Here is a 16093-nt window from a genome sequence, read left to right on the forward strand (position 1 = left end):
AGATGGTAGACCGTCTACCGAAGAGATCAAGAGCACCTATCGCGCCTTATCGCCCGCTTTCGCGCTTGTGCGAGCCTCTATCGCGCCAGGAGCTCGCGCAACGCCTTGACCACCTCCGCCGGGGCCTCCTCGGCCATGAAGTGACCGCAGGAGACCGTACGGTGATCGAGGTCCCGCGCCCAGACCCGCCACCTCTCGGCCGCGTCGAACCCCAGCGCCGACCCCCAGTCCTGCTGCATCACCGTCACCGGCATGCCCAGTCGCCTGCCGTCGCGCCGGTCGGCCTCGTCGTGCTCGACGTCGATCGTGGCGGTGGCCCGGTAGTCGGCCACGATCGAGGGCACCGCCTCGCGGGAGGCCTTGAGGTAGGCGGCGCGCACGTCGGCGGGGATCGCGTTCGGGTCGTTCGCCCACAGGTCCAGGAAGTGGCCGAAGAACGCGTCCGCCGCCCCGCTGATCATCTTCTCCGGCAGGCCGGGTGGCTGGGCCATCAGGAACAGGTGGAACCCCACGGCTGCCGCACGCCCGTGCAGAACATCCCAGGAGTCCAGCGTGGGCAGCACGTCCAGCGAGGCCAGGTGGGTGATGACGTCCGGGTGGTCGAGCCCGGCCCTGATGGCGACCAGCGCGCCCCTGTCGTGACCGGCCAGCGCGAACCGCTCGTGCCCCAGTTGCCTGGCCAGCGCCACGACGTCGGCGGCCATCGTGCGCTTGGCGTAGGCGCGGCCTTCGGGGTCGGCGGGCTTGTCGCTGTCGCCGTAGCCGCGCAGGTCGGGGCAGATGACGGTGTGGTCGGCGGCCAGGTCCACGGCCACGTGCCGCCACATCAGGTGGGTCTGCGGGAAGCCGTGCAGCAGCACGATGGGGCTGCCCGAGCCGCCTACGGCGACGTTGAGCGCCACACCGTCGGCCACGGTGATGCGGCGCTGGGTGAATCCGGTGATGTGCGGTGACATATCGGGTCTCCTGCTTCGTCGGGGTGTCGGGCCTGGGGTGTCGGGCCCGGGGTGTCGGGCTCGGGGTGTCGGGCTCGGGGTGTCGGGCCTGGCGGGTCCGGTCCGGTGGGTACGGCCTTTGTTGTGCGGCCTTCGTCGGGCGGCCCGGCCGTTGCCCCTCAACCTGCCGCCTCCCAATCAGCACCTGGTCAGCACCGAGTCAGCACCCGCCCCCACCCGCCCCGCCCCCACCCGCCTCCTGAACCCGCAGCTCCCGAGACGGGGAGCTTCCGAGAGGGCGATCACGGAGCGGCCCTCGTGGTTTGGCGCTCGTGGGCGGATAAGTTGGGGCGCGATGGTGACTTTCGGGGTGCTGGGCCCGCTGACGGCCGAGAACGAGCGCGGCCCGGTCCGGCTGAAGGGCCTGCGGCACCGCGCCGTCCTGGCCCGCCTGCTGATCGCCGGGGGCCGGGTCGTACCGGTGTCGTGGCTGATCGGAGACCTGTGGGAGGAGCCACATGAGGGCGCGCTCGGAGCCGTGCAAACCTTCGTCGGGGAGCTGAGGAAGGCACTCGAACCCGACCGCCCGCCCCGCACCCCCTCCCGGCTCCTGGTCACTTCGCCACCCGGTTACGCGCTGCGTGCCGAGCCAGGAGCGGTGGACGCCCACCGGTTCGAGTCGGCGATCACCGAATCCGCCCGCCTGCTGGCCGGCGGTGCGGCGGCGGAGGCCCGCGTACTGCTCGACGAGGCACTGGGGCTCTGGCGAGGGCCGGCATACGCGGAGTTCGCCGAACAGGACTGGGCGCGCGGCGAGGCCACCCGGCTGGACGAGCTGCGGTTGCTGGCCGTGGAACGCCGAGCCGAGGCGGCGCTGGCCTCCGGACGGGCCGCCGAGTCGGTGCCCGATCTGGAGGCGCACGTCGCCGGGCATCCCCTGCGGGAGGACGGGTGGCGGCTGCTGGCCCTGGCGCTGTACCGGACGGGCCGGCAGGGCGATGCACTGGCCCAGTTGCGGCAGGCCCGGGCGGTGCTACGGACCGAACTCGGGCTGGACCCGGGAGAGGGCCTGCGGCAACTCGAATCCGACATCCTCACCCACGCCCCCCACCTCACCGCCACCACCCCCTCCCACCCCACCCCGCCCACACCCATCCACCCACCTCCGTCCCACGGGCCCGCGCCCCTTGGCCCACGTCCGCCTGACGCGCCCGCACCCATCCACCCACCTCTGTCTCACGGGCCCGCGCCCATCGGCCCACCTCCGTCTCACGGGACCTCACCTCTCCCTCCCGTCGGTGGGTTCGCGGGGCGGGGCGGGGGGTCGGGTGGGCGTGCGTTTGTTGGGCGGGAGGTGGAGTTGGACGGGCTGGGCGGCGTGGCGGCGGAGGTCGTGGCGGATGGGCGGACGCGGCTCGTGTTGGTGTCCGGTGCGGCGGGTGCGGGCAAGACCTCGCTGGCCGGGATGCTGGCACGACGCCTGGAGTCCGGCGGCTGGACCACCGCATGGGGCGCCAGTCCCGAACTGCAGGGCGCGCCCACCGCCTGGCCGTGGACCCAGATGCGCGAAGACCTTGCCCGCGCCGGTCACGCACTCACCCCAGACCCCGACGTGCCGATGCCATCCGGCCGAGGACAGGAATCCGGGGAGGCTCCGCTGGCCGCGAGGTTCAGGCGGCATCGCGCCATCGCCGCCGACCTGACCGCCGTGGCCGGGCGGGGTCCGCTGCTGCTGGTGTTCGACGATCTGCACTGGGCGGACGAGGAGACCCTCGCCCTGCTGACCACCTTGGCCACCGACCTGGGATCGGCGCCCGTGCTGATCGTCGGTACGTACCGTTCGACCGAGATCTCCGCCGAACTGGCCGACGCGCTGGGGCGGGCCGCGCGTACCGAACCGGCGCGCGTCTACCTGGGCGGCCTGACCGAACCTCAGGTACGCGAGCTGGTCCGGACCACCACGGGCCGCGAGCCGTCCGACGCCGCCGCGCGTACGATCCACGCGCGCAGCGGAGGGAACCCCTTCTTCGTACGGGAGCTCATCCGCCTGTGGGAAGGCGAGGGCGACGCGGCCCTCCTCACTGTCCCGGCCGGCGTCCGCGACGTCATCCGGCACCGCCTGGCCGCCCTTCCGCCGACGGCGCGCACCCACCTCCACCAGGCGGCCGTCGTCGGCCAGGAGGTCGATCTCGACGTGCTGATCCCGCTGGCAGGAGGCGACGAGGACCAGGTGCTCGACTCCATCGAGTCGGCCCTGCTCGCCGGCTTCCTCGTCGAACAGGGCACCGACCGATCGGCGGACGCCGACTGGTTGCGGGATGCTGATCGGTTGCGGTTTGCTCATGCGCTGGTGCACGAGACGCTCTATGACGAGGTCACGCGTGCCCGGCGCGCCCGCTGGCACGCCGCAGCCGCCGAGATCGTCGAACGCGTCCGGCCCGGCGACGTGGAGACCATCGCCCACCACTGCGTTCGCGCGCAGGGCAGGGCCGACGCCGCCCGCACCGCCCACTACGCGCGCGCCGCCGCAGAACGCGCGGAAGGCAGGTCAGCCCCGCATGAGGCGGCCCGGCTGTGGCGTGCGACGCTCGCGGCCCTGGACCGCACGACCACCGCCCGGGGCGAAGACATCGGCGGTACGGGCCGTGAGGGTGCGGGTGGTGGGCAGGGCGGGCGCGTGGTCCGTACCAGCGGGGCGTCGGCTCGGCTGGAGGCGGTTATGGGGCTGGTCAGGGCGCTGGCGGTGAGCGGGAGGCTGGAGGAGTCGCGGCGGTATCGGGGCGAGGCGGTGGAGGTGGCCGAGACGCTCGGCGATCCGGTGCTGACCGCCGGCGTCATCGGCTCCTTCGACGTGCCCGCCATTTGGACGGCCAATGACGATCCGGAGCTGTCCGCCCGGCTGGCCGACGCCGCCGAGCGTACGCTGTCCGCCCTGCCTCCCACCGGCCACGACGCCGAACGCGCCCGCCTGCTGATCACGATCGCGATGGAGCGCCGCGCCGACCCGGGCGGCAGGGGAGACGAGGCGGCGCGCGCGGCCGAGGGCATCGCCTGCCGCCTGGGCGATCGCACCCTGCTGGCGTACGCGCTCAACGGCCGCTACATGCAGACCTTCCAGCGGGCCGGACTCGCCGCCGAGCGGGCCGCGATCGGGGAGGAACTGCTCGGCCTGGCCGCCGGTGACGACGGGCTGGTGACGTTCGAGGTGCTCGGGCGGCTGATCCTGGTCCAGGCCAGGTCCGCGCTCGCCGACCTGGAAGCGGCGGACCGGCACGCCGCCGCGGCCGACCGGCTCGCCGAACGGTACGACCTGCCGCTGGTGGGCGTGTTCACCACCTGGTACGCCGCGCTCCGGCGCACGGTGAAGGGCAGCCGGAGCGAGGAGGCGCGCGCGGCATACCGTACGGCTGCCATCCGGCTCAGCGGCACCGGGATGCCCGGCGTGGAGGAGGGCATTCTGCCGCTGGCCCTGCTGTGCCTGGAGTTGGGGGAGGGCACTCTCGATCCCGCGGGGGGTGCCGGGTTGGCGGGGGGCGGGTGGGGCCCGTACGAGAGGTGGGGGCGTCCGCTGGTGCTGTTCGCTCTCGGGCGGCGGGAGGAGGCGGTGGCCGCTGCCCTGAGGATCCCCGATTCCCCGCATGACCTGCTGTTCGAGGCCAGGACCTGCCTGCACGCCACGGCCGCGATCGAGACGGCCGGCCGGGCGGTGATGGAGCGCCTCTACGGGCTGCTGCTGCCCGCGGAGGGGGAGTTGGCCGGGGCGGGGAGCGGGATGGTCACGCTCGGCCCGGTGGCGCTGTACCTCGGGCGGCTGGCCGCCGCACTCGGACACCACGACCTCGCCGCCCGACATTTCCGGACTGCGGAGGCGGTGGCCGACCGCGCGGGAGCACCACACTGGTCAGCCGCCGCCCGCGCGGGGAGGCTGCGGGGGCGCCTGTAGTCTGCATGTCGTCACGGGGCGCCGAGGCGACCTGGTACGGAGCGCGAAGGTGCGGGGTGCGTCATCGTGCGCCCCTTGAGTTTCCGAAAGTTTCGGGCAACTTAACGCCCGCCCAAGCCCGCACCAGCCTCCGATCTGGTCGGACCCGCCATCCGGGAGGATCTGCAACTTAGCAGGTTGGCCCCACTCTTGACACGCCACAACGGCACCCTTATGTTGCCGCAATATTAAACAAATCAGCTTGAAACTTTCGGCGTCACCCCCGCGTAACACCCCCCGCCCTCGCCGCGGGGGCGGCGCCGTCATGGCCGAAGGGATGGCATGAGGGGCCAGGAACCAATCGACACGCGCTCGGCGCCCGGCGAGAGCGAGCCGTGGCGGGACGCCGAGCGTTCGCCCGCCGAACGCGCCGACGCGCTCGTCCCGCTCATGACCCTTGAGGAGAAGATCGCCCAGCTCGTCGGGGTGTGGGTCGGCGCGGACGCGTCGGGCGGCGGGGTCGCGCCGCACCAGACCGACATGAGCCCGGGACCCGAGTGGGGCGAGGCCATCCGGCTGGGCCTCGGCCAGCTCACGCGCCCGTTCGGGACCGCTGCCGTCGATCCGGTCGCCGGGGCGCGCTCGCTGGCGGTCTCCCAGGCCGAGATCGTCAAGGCAAGCCGGTTCGGGATCCCGGCGCAGGTGCACGAGGAGTGCTTGACGGGCTTCGCGGCCTGGGGCGCGACCGTGTACCCGACGCCGCTGAGCTGGGGCGCGGCCTTCGATCCCGAGCTGGTCGAGGAGATGGCCGGGCGGATCGGCCGCTCCATGCGCGCCGCGGGCATCCACCAGGGTCTGGCCCCGGTGGTGGACGTGACCAGGGACTACCGCTGGGGGCGTACCGAGGAGACGATCGGCGAGGACCCGTACCTGGTCGGCACCATAGGCGCGGCCTATGTGCGCGGCCTGGAGGGCGCGGGCATCGTGGCCACCCTCAAGCACTTCGCCGGCTACTCTGCCTCCCGCGGCGGCCGCAACCTGGCCCCGGTCCCGATGGGGCGGCGGGAGCTGGCGGACGTCGTGCTGCCGCCGTTCGAGATCGCTCTGCGCCACGGCCGCCCCCGCTCGGTCATGCACTCCTACACCGAGATCGACGGCATGCCGGTGGCGGCCGACGAGAGCCTGCTGACCGGCCTGCTGCGCGAGGAGTGGGGCTTCGAGGGCACGGTGGTCGCCGACTACTTCGCGATCCGGTTCCTGGAGCGCCTGCACCGGGTCGCCGCCGACGGCGGTGCCGCGGCCGGGCTCGCGCTCAGGGCCGGGATCGACGTCGAGCTGCCCACGGTGGACACCTTCGGCGCCCCGCTCGTCGAGGCGGTCAAGGCCGGCACGGTGGACGAGGCGCTGATCGACCGCGCCCTGCGCCGCGTGCTGACGCAGAAGGCCGAGCAGGGCCTGCTGGATGAGGACTGGCAGCCGCTGCCGGGCCCGGCGGCGGAGGTCAGGCTCGACGACGAGGAAGGGCAGGAGATCTCCCTGCGCCTGGCCCGGCAGGCGATCGTGCTGCTGCGCAACGACGACGGCGTCCTGCCGCTGGCCGAGGGGCGGCGGATCGCGCTCGTGGGCCCGGTCGCCGACGACCCGATGGCGATGCTGGGCTGCTACACCTTCCCGCTGCACGTCGGCCCGCACCCCGAGAAGGGGCTCGGGATGGAGTTGCCGTCGCTGCGCGAGGCGCTCGGCGGGGACCTCATGTACGCCAAGGGCTGCGACATCACCGGCGACGACACCTCCGGCATCGCCGAGGCGGTGGCCCTGGCCGAGCGCAGCGACGTGTGTGTGCTGGCCGTCGGCGACCGCGCCGGGCTGTTCGGGCGCGGCACCTCGGGCGAGGGCTGCGACGCCGCCGACCTGCGCCTGCCCGGCGTGCAGGCCGAGCTGGTCGAGGCCGTGCTCGCGACCGGCACCCCGGTGGTGCTGGTGCTGCTGGCCGGCCGCCCGTACGCGCTCGGCCCCGGGACGGACGCGGCCAAGGCCGTCGTGTACGGCTTCTTCCCCGGCCAGCGCGGCGGCCAGGCGCTGGCCGAGGTGCTGACCGGCGCGGTGAACCCGTCAGGCCGGCTGCCGGTCGGCGTGCCGCGCGACGCGGGCGGCCTGCCGGCGACCTACCTGGCCCCGCCGCTCGGCCGCCGCAGCGACGTGTCGTCGGTGGACCCGACGCCCGCCTACCCGTTCGGCCACGGCCTGAGCTACACCACGTTCGAGTGGAGCCAGGCGCACGTACAGGGCGGGGTCACCGAGCGGGCGGCGGACGGCAAGGTGACCGGCGGGGTCACCGAGTGGGCCGTGGACGGTGAGGTGGCCGTGGAGGTCACCGTGCGCAACGCGGGCCCGCGCGCCGGCGCGGAGGTCGTCCAGCTCTACCTGCACGACCCGGTCGCGCAGACGACCAGGCCGGTGGTCCGCCTGATCGGCTACGCCCGCGTCCCCCTGGAGGCGGGCGAGTCGGCGCGGGTGAGCTTCACCGTGCCCGCCGACCTCACCTCGTTCACCGGTACGCGCGGCCGGCGCATCGTCGAGCCGGGCGACGTCGAGCTGCGGCTCGGCCGCTCGTGCGCGGAGGCGGTGGCGACCCTGCCGCTGCGCCTGACGGGCCCCGAGCGCGAGGTGGGCCACCGGCGGCACCTCACGGCGCCGGTGCAGATCGACCGCGACAGTCCGGAGGGCCGAGGATGACCACATCCGAAACGCTGAGTGCCGGCACGACGCCACGCGAGCCCGTGGTCAGGCCGGGACGCCGCCGGCGCAAGGGTGGCAGCTCCTGGGGGCGCGCGCTGCGCCGTGACTGGCAGCTCTACTCGCTAGCGATCCTGCCGCTGCTGTTCTTCCTGATCTTCAAGTACGCGCCCATGATCGGCAACGTCATCGCGTTCAGGAAGTTCGAGCCGGGCGGCAACATCTTCGGCGAGGAATGGGTCGGCCTGCGCTACGTGAAAATGTTCCTGAGCGACCCGACGTTCTGGAACGTGTTCAGCAACACGCTGATCCTCGGCGCGCTGACCCTGATCTTCTGCTTCCCGCTGCCGATCGTGCTGGCCCTGATGCTCAACGAGGTCCGGCGGCGCACGCTGAAGCGGTTCCTGCAGTCGGTGTCGTACCTGCCGCACTTCCTGTCGATGGTGATCGTGGCCGGCCTCGTCATGCAGCTGACGTCGATCGACGGGCCGATCAACGCGTTCCTGGCCTACGTGGGCACCGAGAAGATCTCGTTCATGCAGGACGCGGACTGGTTCCGTACGATCTTCGTCGGCTCGGAGGTCTGGCAGACCGTCGGCTGGGGCACGATCCTCTACCTGGCCGCGCTGACCACCATCGACGGCCAGCTCTACGAGGCCGCCAAGATGGACGGCGCCACCCGGTGGCGGCAGATCTGGCACGTCACACTGCCGGGCATCCGGCCGACCGCGGTCACGCTGCTGATCCTCAACATCGGCACGTTCATGGCGGTGGGCTTCGAGAAGGTCTTCCTGCTGTACAACCCGCTGACCTACCCGACCGCCGACGTGATCTCCACGTACGTGTACCGGATGGGCCTGGAGTCCAGCAACTTCAGCTACGCCGCCGCCATCGGCCTGTTCGAGGCGCTGGTCGGCCTCGTCCTGATCCTCTCGGCCAATGTGATCTCCCGCCGCACAGTTGGGACGAGCCTGTGGTGACAACGCATGACGTGACCCGCGGTTACCGCGTCTTCCAGTGGTTCAACGGCCTGGCCCTGACACTGGTCGTGGTGGTGACGCTCTACCCGTTCGTCAACATCGTGGCCCGCTCGTTCAGCTCGCAGAGCGCGATCAGCGCGGGTGAGGTGAACCTGTGGCCCAAGGGGTTCAACCTCACGACGTACAAGATCGTGGCCTCGGACCCGATGTTCTGGACGAACTACCGCAACACGGTCCTGTACACGGTGGTCGCGACGTTCATCGCGATCGTGCTGACGACCTGTTACGCGTACGTGTTGTCCAAGAAGCACCTCAAGGGCCGTAAGGTCCTCATCGGCGTCGCGGTCTTCACCATGTTCTTCTCCGGCGGCCTGATCCCGAACTACGTGCTGATCAGCAGCCTGGGCATGAAGAACTCCATCTGGGCCATCGTCCTGCCCAACGCGATCAGCGTCTTCAACCTCCTGGTCATGAAGGCGTTCTTCGAGAGCCTGCCGCAGGACCTGGAGGAGGCCGCCGCCATCGACGGCCTGAACACCTACGGCATCCTGTGGAAGATCGTGCTGCCGCTGTCCAAGGCGGTGCTGGCCACGATGATCCTCTTCTACGCGGTCTCGTTCTGGAACTCCTGGTTCCCCGCGTTCCTCTACATGAACGAGTCGAACCTGTTCCCGGTGACGGTCTACCTGCGCAACCTCATCGCGGGCGCCACCGGCGCCGACTCCTTCGGCGCCGCGGCCTCGGACGTCACGCAGGCGGCCGCCAACATCCAGGCGGTGACGATCGTCCTCACCGTCCTGCCGATCCTGGTGATCTACCCCTTTGTCCAGCGGTACTTCGTCTCCGGCGTCATGCTCGGCGCGGTCAAGGGCTGACCCTCCCGGCGTCGGTCCCACTCAGAAAGGATCCCCCCATGCGCGAGATTTCGCGGCGTCAGGCGATCATCGGCCTCGGTGCCTTCGCCTCCCTGGCCCTGACCGCCTGCGGCAGCGACGGCGAGACCCCGGCGAAGGGCGCGGCCGAGTCGGCCAACAAGGCGGGCTCGATGTCGGGCTACGCCGTCGGCCAGCAGTTCAAGGCCACCGAGCCGGTGTCGTTCGACGCGCTCTACAACAACCACCCGTTCTATCCGAACAAGGGTGACTGGCTGTTCTGGCAGGAGCTGACCAAGCGCACCAACGTCACGATCAAGCCGGTCGAGGTGCCGCTCAGCGACTACGAGAAGAAGCGCGGCCTGCTCATCGGCGCCGGCGACGCCCCGCTGATCATCCCGAAGACGTACCACCCGGCGGAGGAGACGTTCGTCTCCTCGGGCGCGATCCTGCCGGTCAGCGACCACTTCGACCTGATGCCCAACTTCCGGGACAAGGTCGCCAAGTGGCAGCTCCAGCCCGAGCTGAACCAGATCATGCAGTCGGACGGCAAGATCTACCTGCTGCCCGGCCTGCACGAGGGCATCTGGACCGACTACTCCTTCGCGGTGCGCACCGACATCCTGGAGAAGCTGAAGCTGGAGGTCCCCAAGACGCTGGACGACTTCTACAACATGCTCAAGGCGATGAAGGCCGAGTACCCGGACCTGTACCCGATGACCGACCGGTGGGGCGTGCCCACCCCGGGCGGCAACCTGATCAAGCTCATCGCGCAGGCGTACGGGAGCAAGGGCGGCTGGGACTACCAGCACACGATGTGGGACGCCGCGCAGAGCAAGTTCGTCTACACCGGCGCCATGCCGCAGTACAAGCAGACGCTGGAGTACCTCAACAAGCTGGTGAAGGAGAAGCTGCTCGACCCCGAGAGCTTCACCCAGCAGGACGACGCCGCCAAGCAGAAGTTCGTCTCCGGCAAGTCCTTCGTGATCAGCACCAACGCGCAGTCGCTGATCAACGACTACCGGGCCGCGCTGACCGAGAACAACAAGGACGCCAAGATCGTCAAGATCCCGGTGCCGGTCGGCCCCATCGGCGAGTACAAGATCGCCAGCCGGATGGAGAACGGCCTCATGATCTCCAAGAAGGCTCTGGAGAACAAGAACTTCGTCGCCATGATGCAGTTCATCGACTGGCTCTGGTACTCCGACGCGGGCCTGGAGTTCGCCAAGTGGGGCGTGGAGGGCACCACGTTCACGAAGGACGCCGACGGCAAGTACAAGCTGGCCGACGACGTCGACTACGTCGGCCTCAACCCCGACGGCAAGAAGCACCTGCAGAAGGACTTCGGCTTCGGCAACGGCGTGTTCGCCTACGGCGGCCCCACCAAGCTGCTCCAGTCCACGTTCTCGGACGAGGAGATGGAGTTCCAGAACGTGATGAACGCCAGGAAGCCCTGGCCGGTCGAGCCGGCCGCGCCGCTCACCGAGGAGGAGCGCGAGCAGGTCTCGCTCTGGGAGACGCCGCTGAAGGACCACGTCACCCAGAACTCGCTCAAGTTCATCCTCGGCGAGCGCGACCTCGCCGAGTGGGACGCCTACGCCAAGGAGCTGGAGGCCAAGAACTCCACCCAGTACGTCACCCTCGTCAACGGCGCCTACGAGCGGTTCAAGAAGAACCACGGCGGCTGATCCCCCTCCGGGCCGGGCCACCCCCTCCTGCCGGGGCGGCCCGGCCGGTCACCTCTGCCCGGACAGCTCGATATCCTCCGGGAAGCGGCGGAACCGGTCCGCCGCCACCGGAACCTGCCGGTCACGGGCGGGCGGGCCGACCTCGACCTGACGCTCGACCGCCACGAGGTCACCCTCGTCGAGCTCACCCCGGTGGCGGACGAGACCCCGCCGTGGTGGGACGACAGCAGGACCCTGGGCCTGTAGGAGGCTGAAAGATGAGCGACGTGCCGGGCGCGCGGCGATTCGGCACGGGCCCGCTCTCCCGGGTCTCCGCGCTGATCTACACCCTGCTGATCGTCGAACTGCTGGTCCTGCTCACCGCCGCGCCGGGACTGGTGGTGCTGGTCCTGCTCAACGGGGGCGTCCCGCTGATGGCCGTCTGCCTGCTGCCCACCGGCCCGGCACTCTCGGCCGCCCTGTACGCCCTGCGCCACCGCAGCAGGGAGCTGACCGAACTGCGCCCGGCCACGGCCTTCTGGCGCGGCTACAAGCTCAACTTCGGCGCGGCCATGCAGATCTGGGTGCCCTACCTGCTGGTGCTGACCCTCGTCGGGACGAACCTGGGCAACTTCTCGGCCGCCGGGGTGCCCGGCTGGTGGGCGGCCCTGCTGGTCGTGCTCGCCGCCGGAGCCACGCTCTGGGTGGCCAACGCGCTGGTCATCACCTCGTTGTTCGCCTTCAGGGCCGTGGACGTGGCCAAGCTGGCGGCTTACTCGCTGGGCCGCTTCCCCGCCGCCACCCTGGCCAACGCGTGCCTGCTCATCGTGGCGGCCGGCGTCACCCTGTACGCCACGGAGGCGGCGCTGGCCCTGCTGGCCTCGGTGCTCACCGCGACGCTCCTGTGGAACGCCCGCGCGATGATCACCGAGGTCGAGCAGAGGTTCACCCGTCAGTAGATGCGCCGCCCGTGCTCGTCGGGGACGCCCGACTTGCGCAGGAAGTAGGTGTTGACCTGGTCGCGCCACTCCCGCGCCGACCGCACCTGCTCGTCGAGCCGCTCCCTGACCCGCGCGTGGAGCGCCGCGTCCACCTCACCCTCCACCTTCTCCCAGGCCGCCCGGATGCCGGCCGCCTCCTCGGCCCCGGCGAAGTGGGTGTCGTAGATGTGCTGGACGACCGTCGTGCCGCTCTGCAACACGTGCGAGTAGGGCACGTGGTGGAAGAACAGGAGCAGCTCGTCGGGGCATTCGGTCAGCGACTCGTACACCTCCGACCACGGCGCCGGGTACTGCCCGGTGTAGCCGGTGCCCGTGGCGCGGGTGCGGTCCACGCCCACGCCGTCGCGGTCGGCGAAGTGGTAGGTGCCCCACGGCGTGTACTCGTAGCCGTCCACGTCGGGGCCGTAGTGGTGGCCGGGGCGGACCATGAAGCCGACGCCCAGCGGGGCCGTGTAGCGCTCGTAGGTGTGCCAGGAGCCGTCCATCATCGTGTGCAGGGTCTCGCGCACCACCTCCGACCCGCCGGGGAAGGTCAGGCCGATCCACTCGTCCAGCAGGGCGGCCGGGTCGAGGCCCGGTGACCAGGCCAGGCGGCCGAAGGCGTACAGGTTGGCCTGGGCGAGGGGGTGGCCCGTCCAGTACGGGTCGTCGCCCACGTTGGAGACCGCGATCAGGCCGCCCTTCGTGGCCACGTCGGCCACCGTGCGCTCGCCGTGCCCCCAGAAGCGGAACCCGAGCACCTCGCTCCACAGCGGGCCGAGGTAGCACACGTGCCGCTGCTGGCCGGTGTACTCCTGCGTCACCTGCAACTCCACCGCCAGCCGGGTGTTCGGCATGGCCGCGATCACCGGGGAGACCGGCTCACGCGTCTGGAAGTCCATCGGGCCGTACTTGACCTGCACGATCGCGTTGTCCCTGAACCGCCCGTCGAGCGGCGCGAAGTGGTCGTGGGCGGCGCGGGCCCGGTCGGTGGAGCGGTCGCGCCAGTCCTGGCGGTGGTCGTAGACGAACGCGCGCCAGAACACCACGCCGCCGTGCGGGGCCAGCGCGTCGGCCAGCATGTTGGCGCCGTCGGCGTGGTCGCGCCCGTACGCGAACGGCCCCGGCTGCCCTTCGGAGTCGGCCTTGACCACGTAGCCGCCGAAGTCGGGGATCGTCTCGTACACCCGCTTCGTCGTGGCCGCCCACCACTCCGGCACGCCCTCCTCCAGCGGGTCGGCGCTGTCCAGGCCGCCGAGCGCGATGGGGGAGGCGAAGTTGACCGACAGGTGCACCCTGATGCCGTACGGGCGCAGCTCCGCCGCGATGGCGGCCACCTCGCCGAGCCGGTCGGTCAGCAGGCGGGCCTCGGTGGCGTGCACGTTGACGTTGTTGATCGCGACCGCGTTGACGCCCGAGGCCGCCAGCAGCCGGCCGTAGGCGCGTACCCGGGTCAGGTCCGCGCGCGCGGAGCCGTTCCGCCAGAAGATGGACCCGCCGGAGTAGCCGCGCTCGACCTGGCCCATCACCGGGTGCACGTCGAGGTTGTCCCAATGGTCCAGCATGCGCCGGCGCAGCGCGGGCCGGTGCGCCTCGGCCGGCCGGTCCGCGCCGAACGCCTCCTCGCCGAGCCGGACCACCTGGAAGAACCCGTACAGCAGCCCGGCCGGGTCGTCGGCCAGCACCGCCGTGACCCCGTCACGGCGGCCCAGCACGAAGCCCTCGTCACCGATCTCCTGCCCCTTCATCGCCTCCGCCACGGGCGGCAACGAACCGGCCGACAGCGCCAGCACGAGGTCGAATTCCCCGCCGGGCGCGGCCACCGTGCCGCCGTGCCGCTCACAGGCGTCGGCCACCTCGGCCCGCACGGTCTGCGCCAGTGCCGACTCGTCGGCGAGCACCAGCACGCGGCGCGAGCCGACCGCGCGCAGCGCCTCGGGAGGCAACCAGGCGGGATGCGCGTCGGTCAGGCGGGGAATGGTCACGGGGGCTCCTCAAAACTTCGGCGAGCAGGCAATACGCCAGAATCTACCGTTGCCCGCGCAATCGCCCCCTACCGCCTCACGCGGCCCCGTTGAACGGGGTGAGCCGCAGCCTGATCGAGGTCGGCCCGTGGTCCTGGATGTAGGTGGAGCCGTCGGCGACGTCGTCGTAGGGGTAGCCGTAGGCCTTGCCGCTGCGGGTGTTGGCGTGCAGGACACGCGCGTAGTGGTTGGTGAGCGTGGTCTTGTAGAACGTGGCGGGGTCGGTCGTCGGCTGGTTCGGGTGGCTCACCAGGGTCGTGCGGTTGAATCCGGCGCCGAGGATGGCCGCGATCGGGCCGGAGACGCCGTCGGAGTGCAGGGCGCCGTTGCAGAAGAACACGTCGCGGGTGCTGGGCTTGGCGAAGGCGCGGATGCCCTTGTCGAAGACGAGCCGCCCGCCGGAGACCCGGCCCGTGTACGTGACGCCGTTCGCCACCACGCGCAGGCCGGTGGAGGCGTACTTGTTCCACACCTGGGTGATGTAGGAGTCGAGGTAGTTCGCGGGGAAGATCCCGGCGTCGATGGCGTGGCCGGGGGCGATGACGCGCAGGTTGTCGCCCACGATGAGCGGCTTGAAGTTGGGCCTGGCCGCGATGCCGGCGAAGATCTGGTCGCGGCCGTTCTGCACGAGCGTGCCGCTGGTCTGGGTGGCCTGCCCGGCCAGGCGCAGCTCCATGGGGATGCTGAACATGTCCACCATGGTCGTGTTGCAGTACATGCCGGTGCCGTCGAAGGTGAACTCCATGAAGTCGTGCAGCACGTTGTAGCTGGGGTCGGACTTCACCCAGCCGGCGGGGTGCTGGAGCGCGGGCCGGCCGTTGCCGTCCGTCACGACCTTGAACTTGATCTTCTGGCCCATGGAGACGTACACGCGGCCGGACATGTGCGGCAGCGTGACGCGCGTGTCGCCGTTCGCGGCGAGCGGGATGGACAGGTCGGCGAACCCGCCGGGGCCGTTGAGCGAGAGCGAGACCGGCACCTTGGTCCCGTCGGCCCTGACGTAGACCTGCCGGCCCGTGGCCTGGTCGGTGCCGACGACGTAGAGGTGGATCGCGTTGTTGGCGTAGCGGTTGGTGTGGTTGACGATGGTCATGGGCAGAGTGGTTGCGGCTTCGGCGCGCTGGGCGAGCGCCAGGATGGGGGTGGCCGCCGCGCCGGCCAGCAGTGCCCGTCTGGTGATCATCGGTTAATCGACTCCTCAGCGGTGGGCTTCGCAAGAGAGCGCTCTCTCGAATTTCGGTTAAGTTTCTTTTCAGTAATGCGAAGCTGTCAAGCGCTTTGGGAAAGAGGGCGTGCCGGTTACTTCGCGGGCCCTCTGCCCTTGATCGAGTTCGGCAGCCTCGCCCACTTCGGCAGGGCGGGCCGGACGCGTCCAGGCGTCGCGGTCGCGGTCCTGGTGGGGCGGAGAACCGCCTTCCCGCTGCGGCGCGGGCGGCCCGGCAGGATCTTCGTCACTTCCCTGGGTGCGGCGTGGCCCTCGGCGGGCGGCACGGCGCGCGCGCCGCGCGCGGTGCCCGGGGTGGCGGAAGGGGTGGGTGACGGCGTGGCCGCACCGGCCGTCGTCCGTGAGGCGGTGGTCGGTGGGGTGGCGGTTGGCGGGGTAGTGGTCGCCGGGGCCTTGGCAGGACTCGGTCCGGCAGGGCTGTCGATCGGGGCGGCCGTCGGAAGTGCGCTGAGCGCCGCGACCGGCCCCCGGCTGCGTTCCCCGTCACGGTCGGGGACGGGCAGGGGGTCGAGGGTGCGGAAGTTGTTGGGCAGGCCGATGAGGACGGCGGCGAGCGCCAGGCTGAGCACGCCGACGAGTAATGCGGCGATCCGCAGCGCCGTTCCCCGGCGGCTCCGCCGCTCCATGGCCGGTTCGTTCGGCATCTGAGGGCTGTCCTCCGGGGGGTGACGGGCGGGCGAACCTTACTGATCTAGGCATGGATGATTCCGCTGGTCAAGATCACCATCGGTGATCCGGCGGGCACCCATTTG

At 71.0% G+C, this 16093-nt stretch carries 10 protein-coding genes; 6 read left to right on the forward strand and 4 right to left on the reverse strand.

Annotation, left to right across the window (positions count from 1 at the left end; translation table 11 throughout):
- Window positions 1-77: 77 nt before the first annotated feature.
- Window positions 78-956: an alpha/beta hydrolase gene (locus AB0I81_RS13615; RefSeq protein ID WP_360655112.1), complete on the reverse strand. Its 879-nt coding sequence runs from the start codon at window positions 954-956 to the stop codon at window positions 78-80.
- A 334-nt stretch (window positions 957-1290) separates the two neighbouring features.
- Here AB0I81_RS13615 and AB0I81_RS13620 point away from each other — a divergent pair, with 334 nt between their 5' ends.
- The 6 genes from AB0I81_RS13620 to AB0I81_RS13645 all read left to right on the forward strand — a co-directional run bounded on the left by AB0I81_RS13620 (window position 1291) and on the right by AB0I81_RS13645 (window position 12071).
- Complete coding sequence (locus AB0I81_RS13620) at window positions 1291-4878, forward strand: BTAD domain-containing putative transcriptional regulator (protein WP_360655115.1); 3588 nt, start codon at window positions 1291-1293, stop codon at window positions 4876-4878.
- A 321-nt stretch (window positions 4879-5199) separates the two neighbouring features.
- The gene (locus AB0I81_RS13625; RefSeq protein WP_360655118.1) at window positions 5200-7593 is read left to right on the forward strand and encodes a glycoside hydrolase family 3 N-terminal domain-containing protein; all 2394 of its coding nucleotides are present in this window, start codon (window positions 5200-5202) and stop codon (window positions 7591-7593) included.
- Entirely contained in the window at window positions 7590-8573 is a 984-nt protein-coding gene (locus AB0I81_RS13630) for an ABC transporter permease subunit (RefSeq protein ID WP_360655120.1), read from the forward strand. The genes AB0I81_RS13625 and AB0I81_RS13630 overlap by 4 nt, the downstream gene beginning before the upstream one ends.
- Complete coding sequence (locus tag AB0I81_RS13635) at window positions 8570-9448, forward strand: carbohydrate ABC transporter permease (protein WP_360655123.1); 879 nt, start codon at window positions 8570-8572, stop codon at window positions 9446-9448. The genes AB0I81_RS13630 and AB0I81_RS13635 overlap by 4 nt, the downstream gene beginning before the upstream one ends.
- Before the next feature lie 38 nt (window positions 9449-9486).
- Window positions 9487-11133 (forward strand): sugar ABC transporter substrate-binding protein, encoded by a 1647-nt coding sequence (locus tag AB0I81_RS13640; RefSeq protein ID WP_360655126.1) that lies wholly within the window; start codon window positions 9487-9489, stop codon window positions 11131-11133.
- A gap of 257 nt (window positions 11134-11390) precedes the next feature.
- Window positions 11391-12071, forward strand: a complete 681-nt coding sequence (locus AB0I81_RS13645) for a YesL family protein (RefSeq protein WP_360655130.1) — start codon at window positions 11391-11393, stop codon at window positions 12069-12071.
- Here AB0I81_RS13645 and AB0I81_RS13650 read toward each other — a convergent pair.
- From AB0I81_RS13650 to AB0I81_RS13660, 3 genes are all read right to left on the reverse strand, one after another.
- On the reverse strand, window positions 12065-14077 hold the full coding sequence (locus AB0I81_RS13650; RefSeq protein ID WP_360655132.1) for an alpha-glucuronidase: 2013 nt from the start codon (window positions 14075-14077) through the stop codon (window positions 12065-12067). The genes AB0I81_RS13645 and AB0I81_RS13650 overlap by 7 nt on opposite strands.
- A gap of 76 nt (window positions 14078-14153) precedes the next feature.
- Window positions 14154-15299, reverse strand: coding sequence for a beta-1,3-glucanase family protein (locus AB0I81_RS13655; protein WP_360655135.1), 1146 nt, complete (start codon window positions 15297-15299; stop codon window positions 14154-14156).
- A gap of 116 nt (window positions 15300-15415) precedes the next feature.
- The gene (locus AB0I81_RS13660; protein WP_360655138.1) at window positions 15416-15985 is read right to left on the reverse strand and encodes a hypothetical protein; all 570 of its coding nucleotides are present in this window, start codon (window positions 15983-15985) and stop codon (window positions 15416-15418) included.
- Between the last annotated feature and the right edge of the window lie 108 nt (window positions 15986-16093).

This window comes from Nonomuraea sp. NPDC050404 (assembly GCF_040655495.1).
GTDB lineage: Bacteria > Actinomycetota > Actinomycetes > Streptosporangiales > Streptosporangiaceae > Nonomuraea.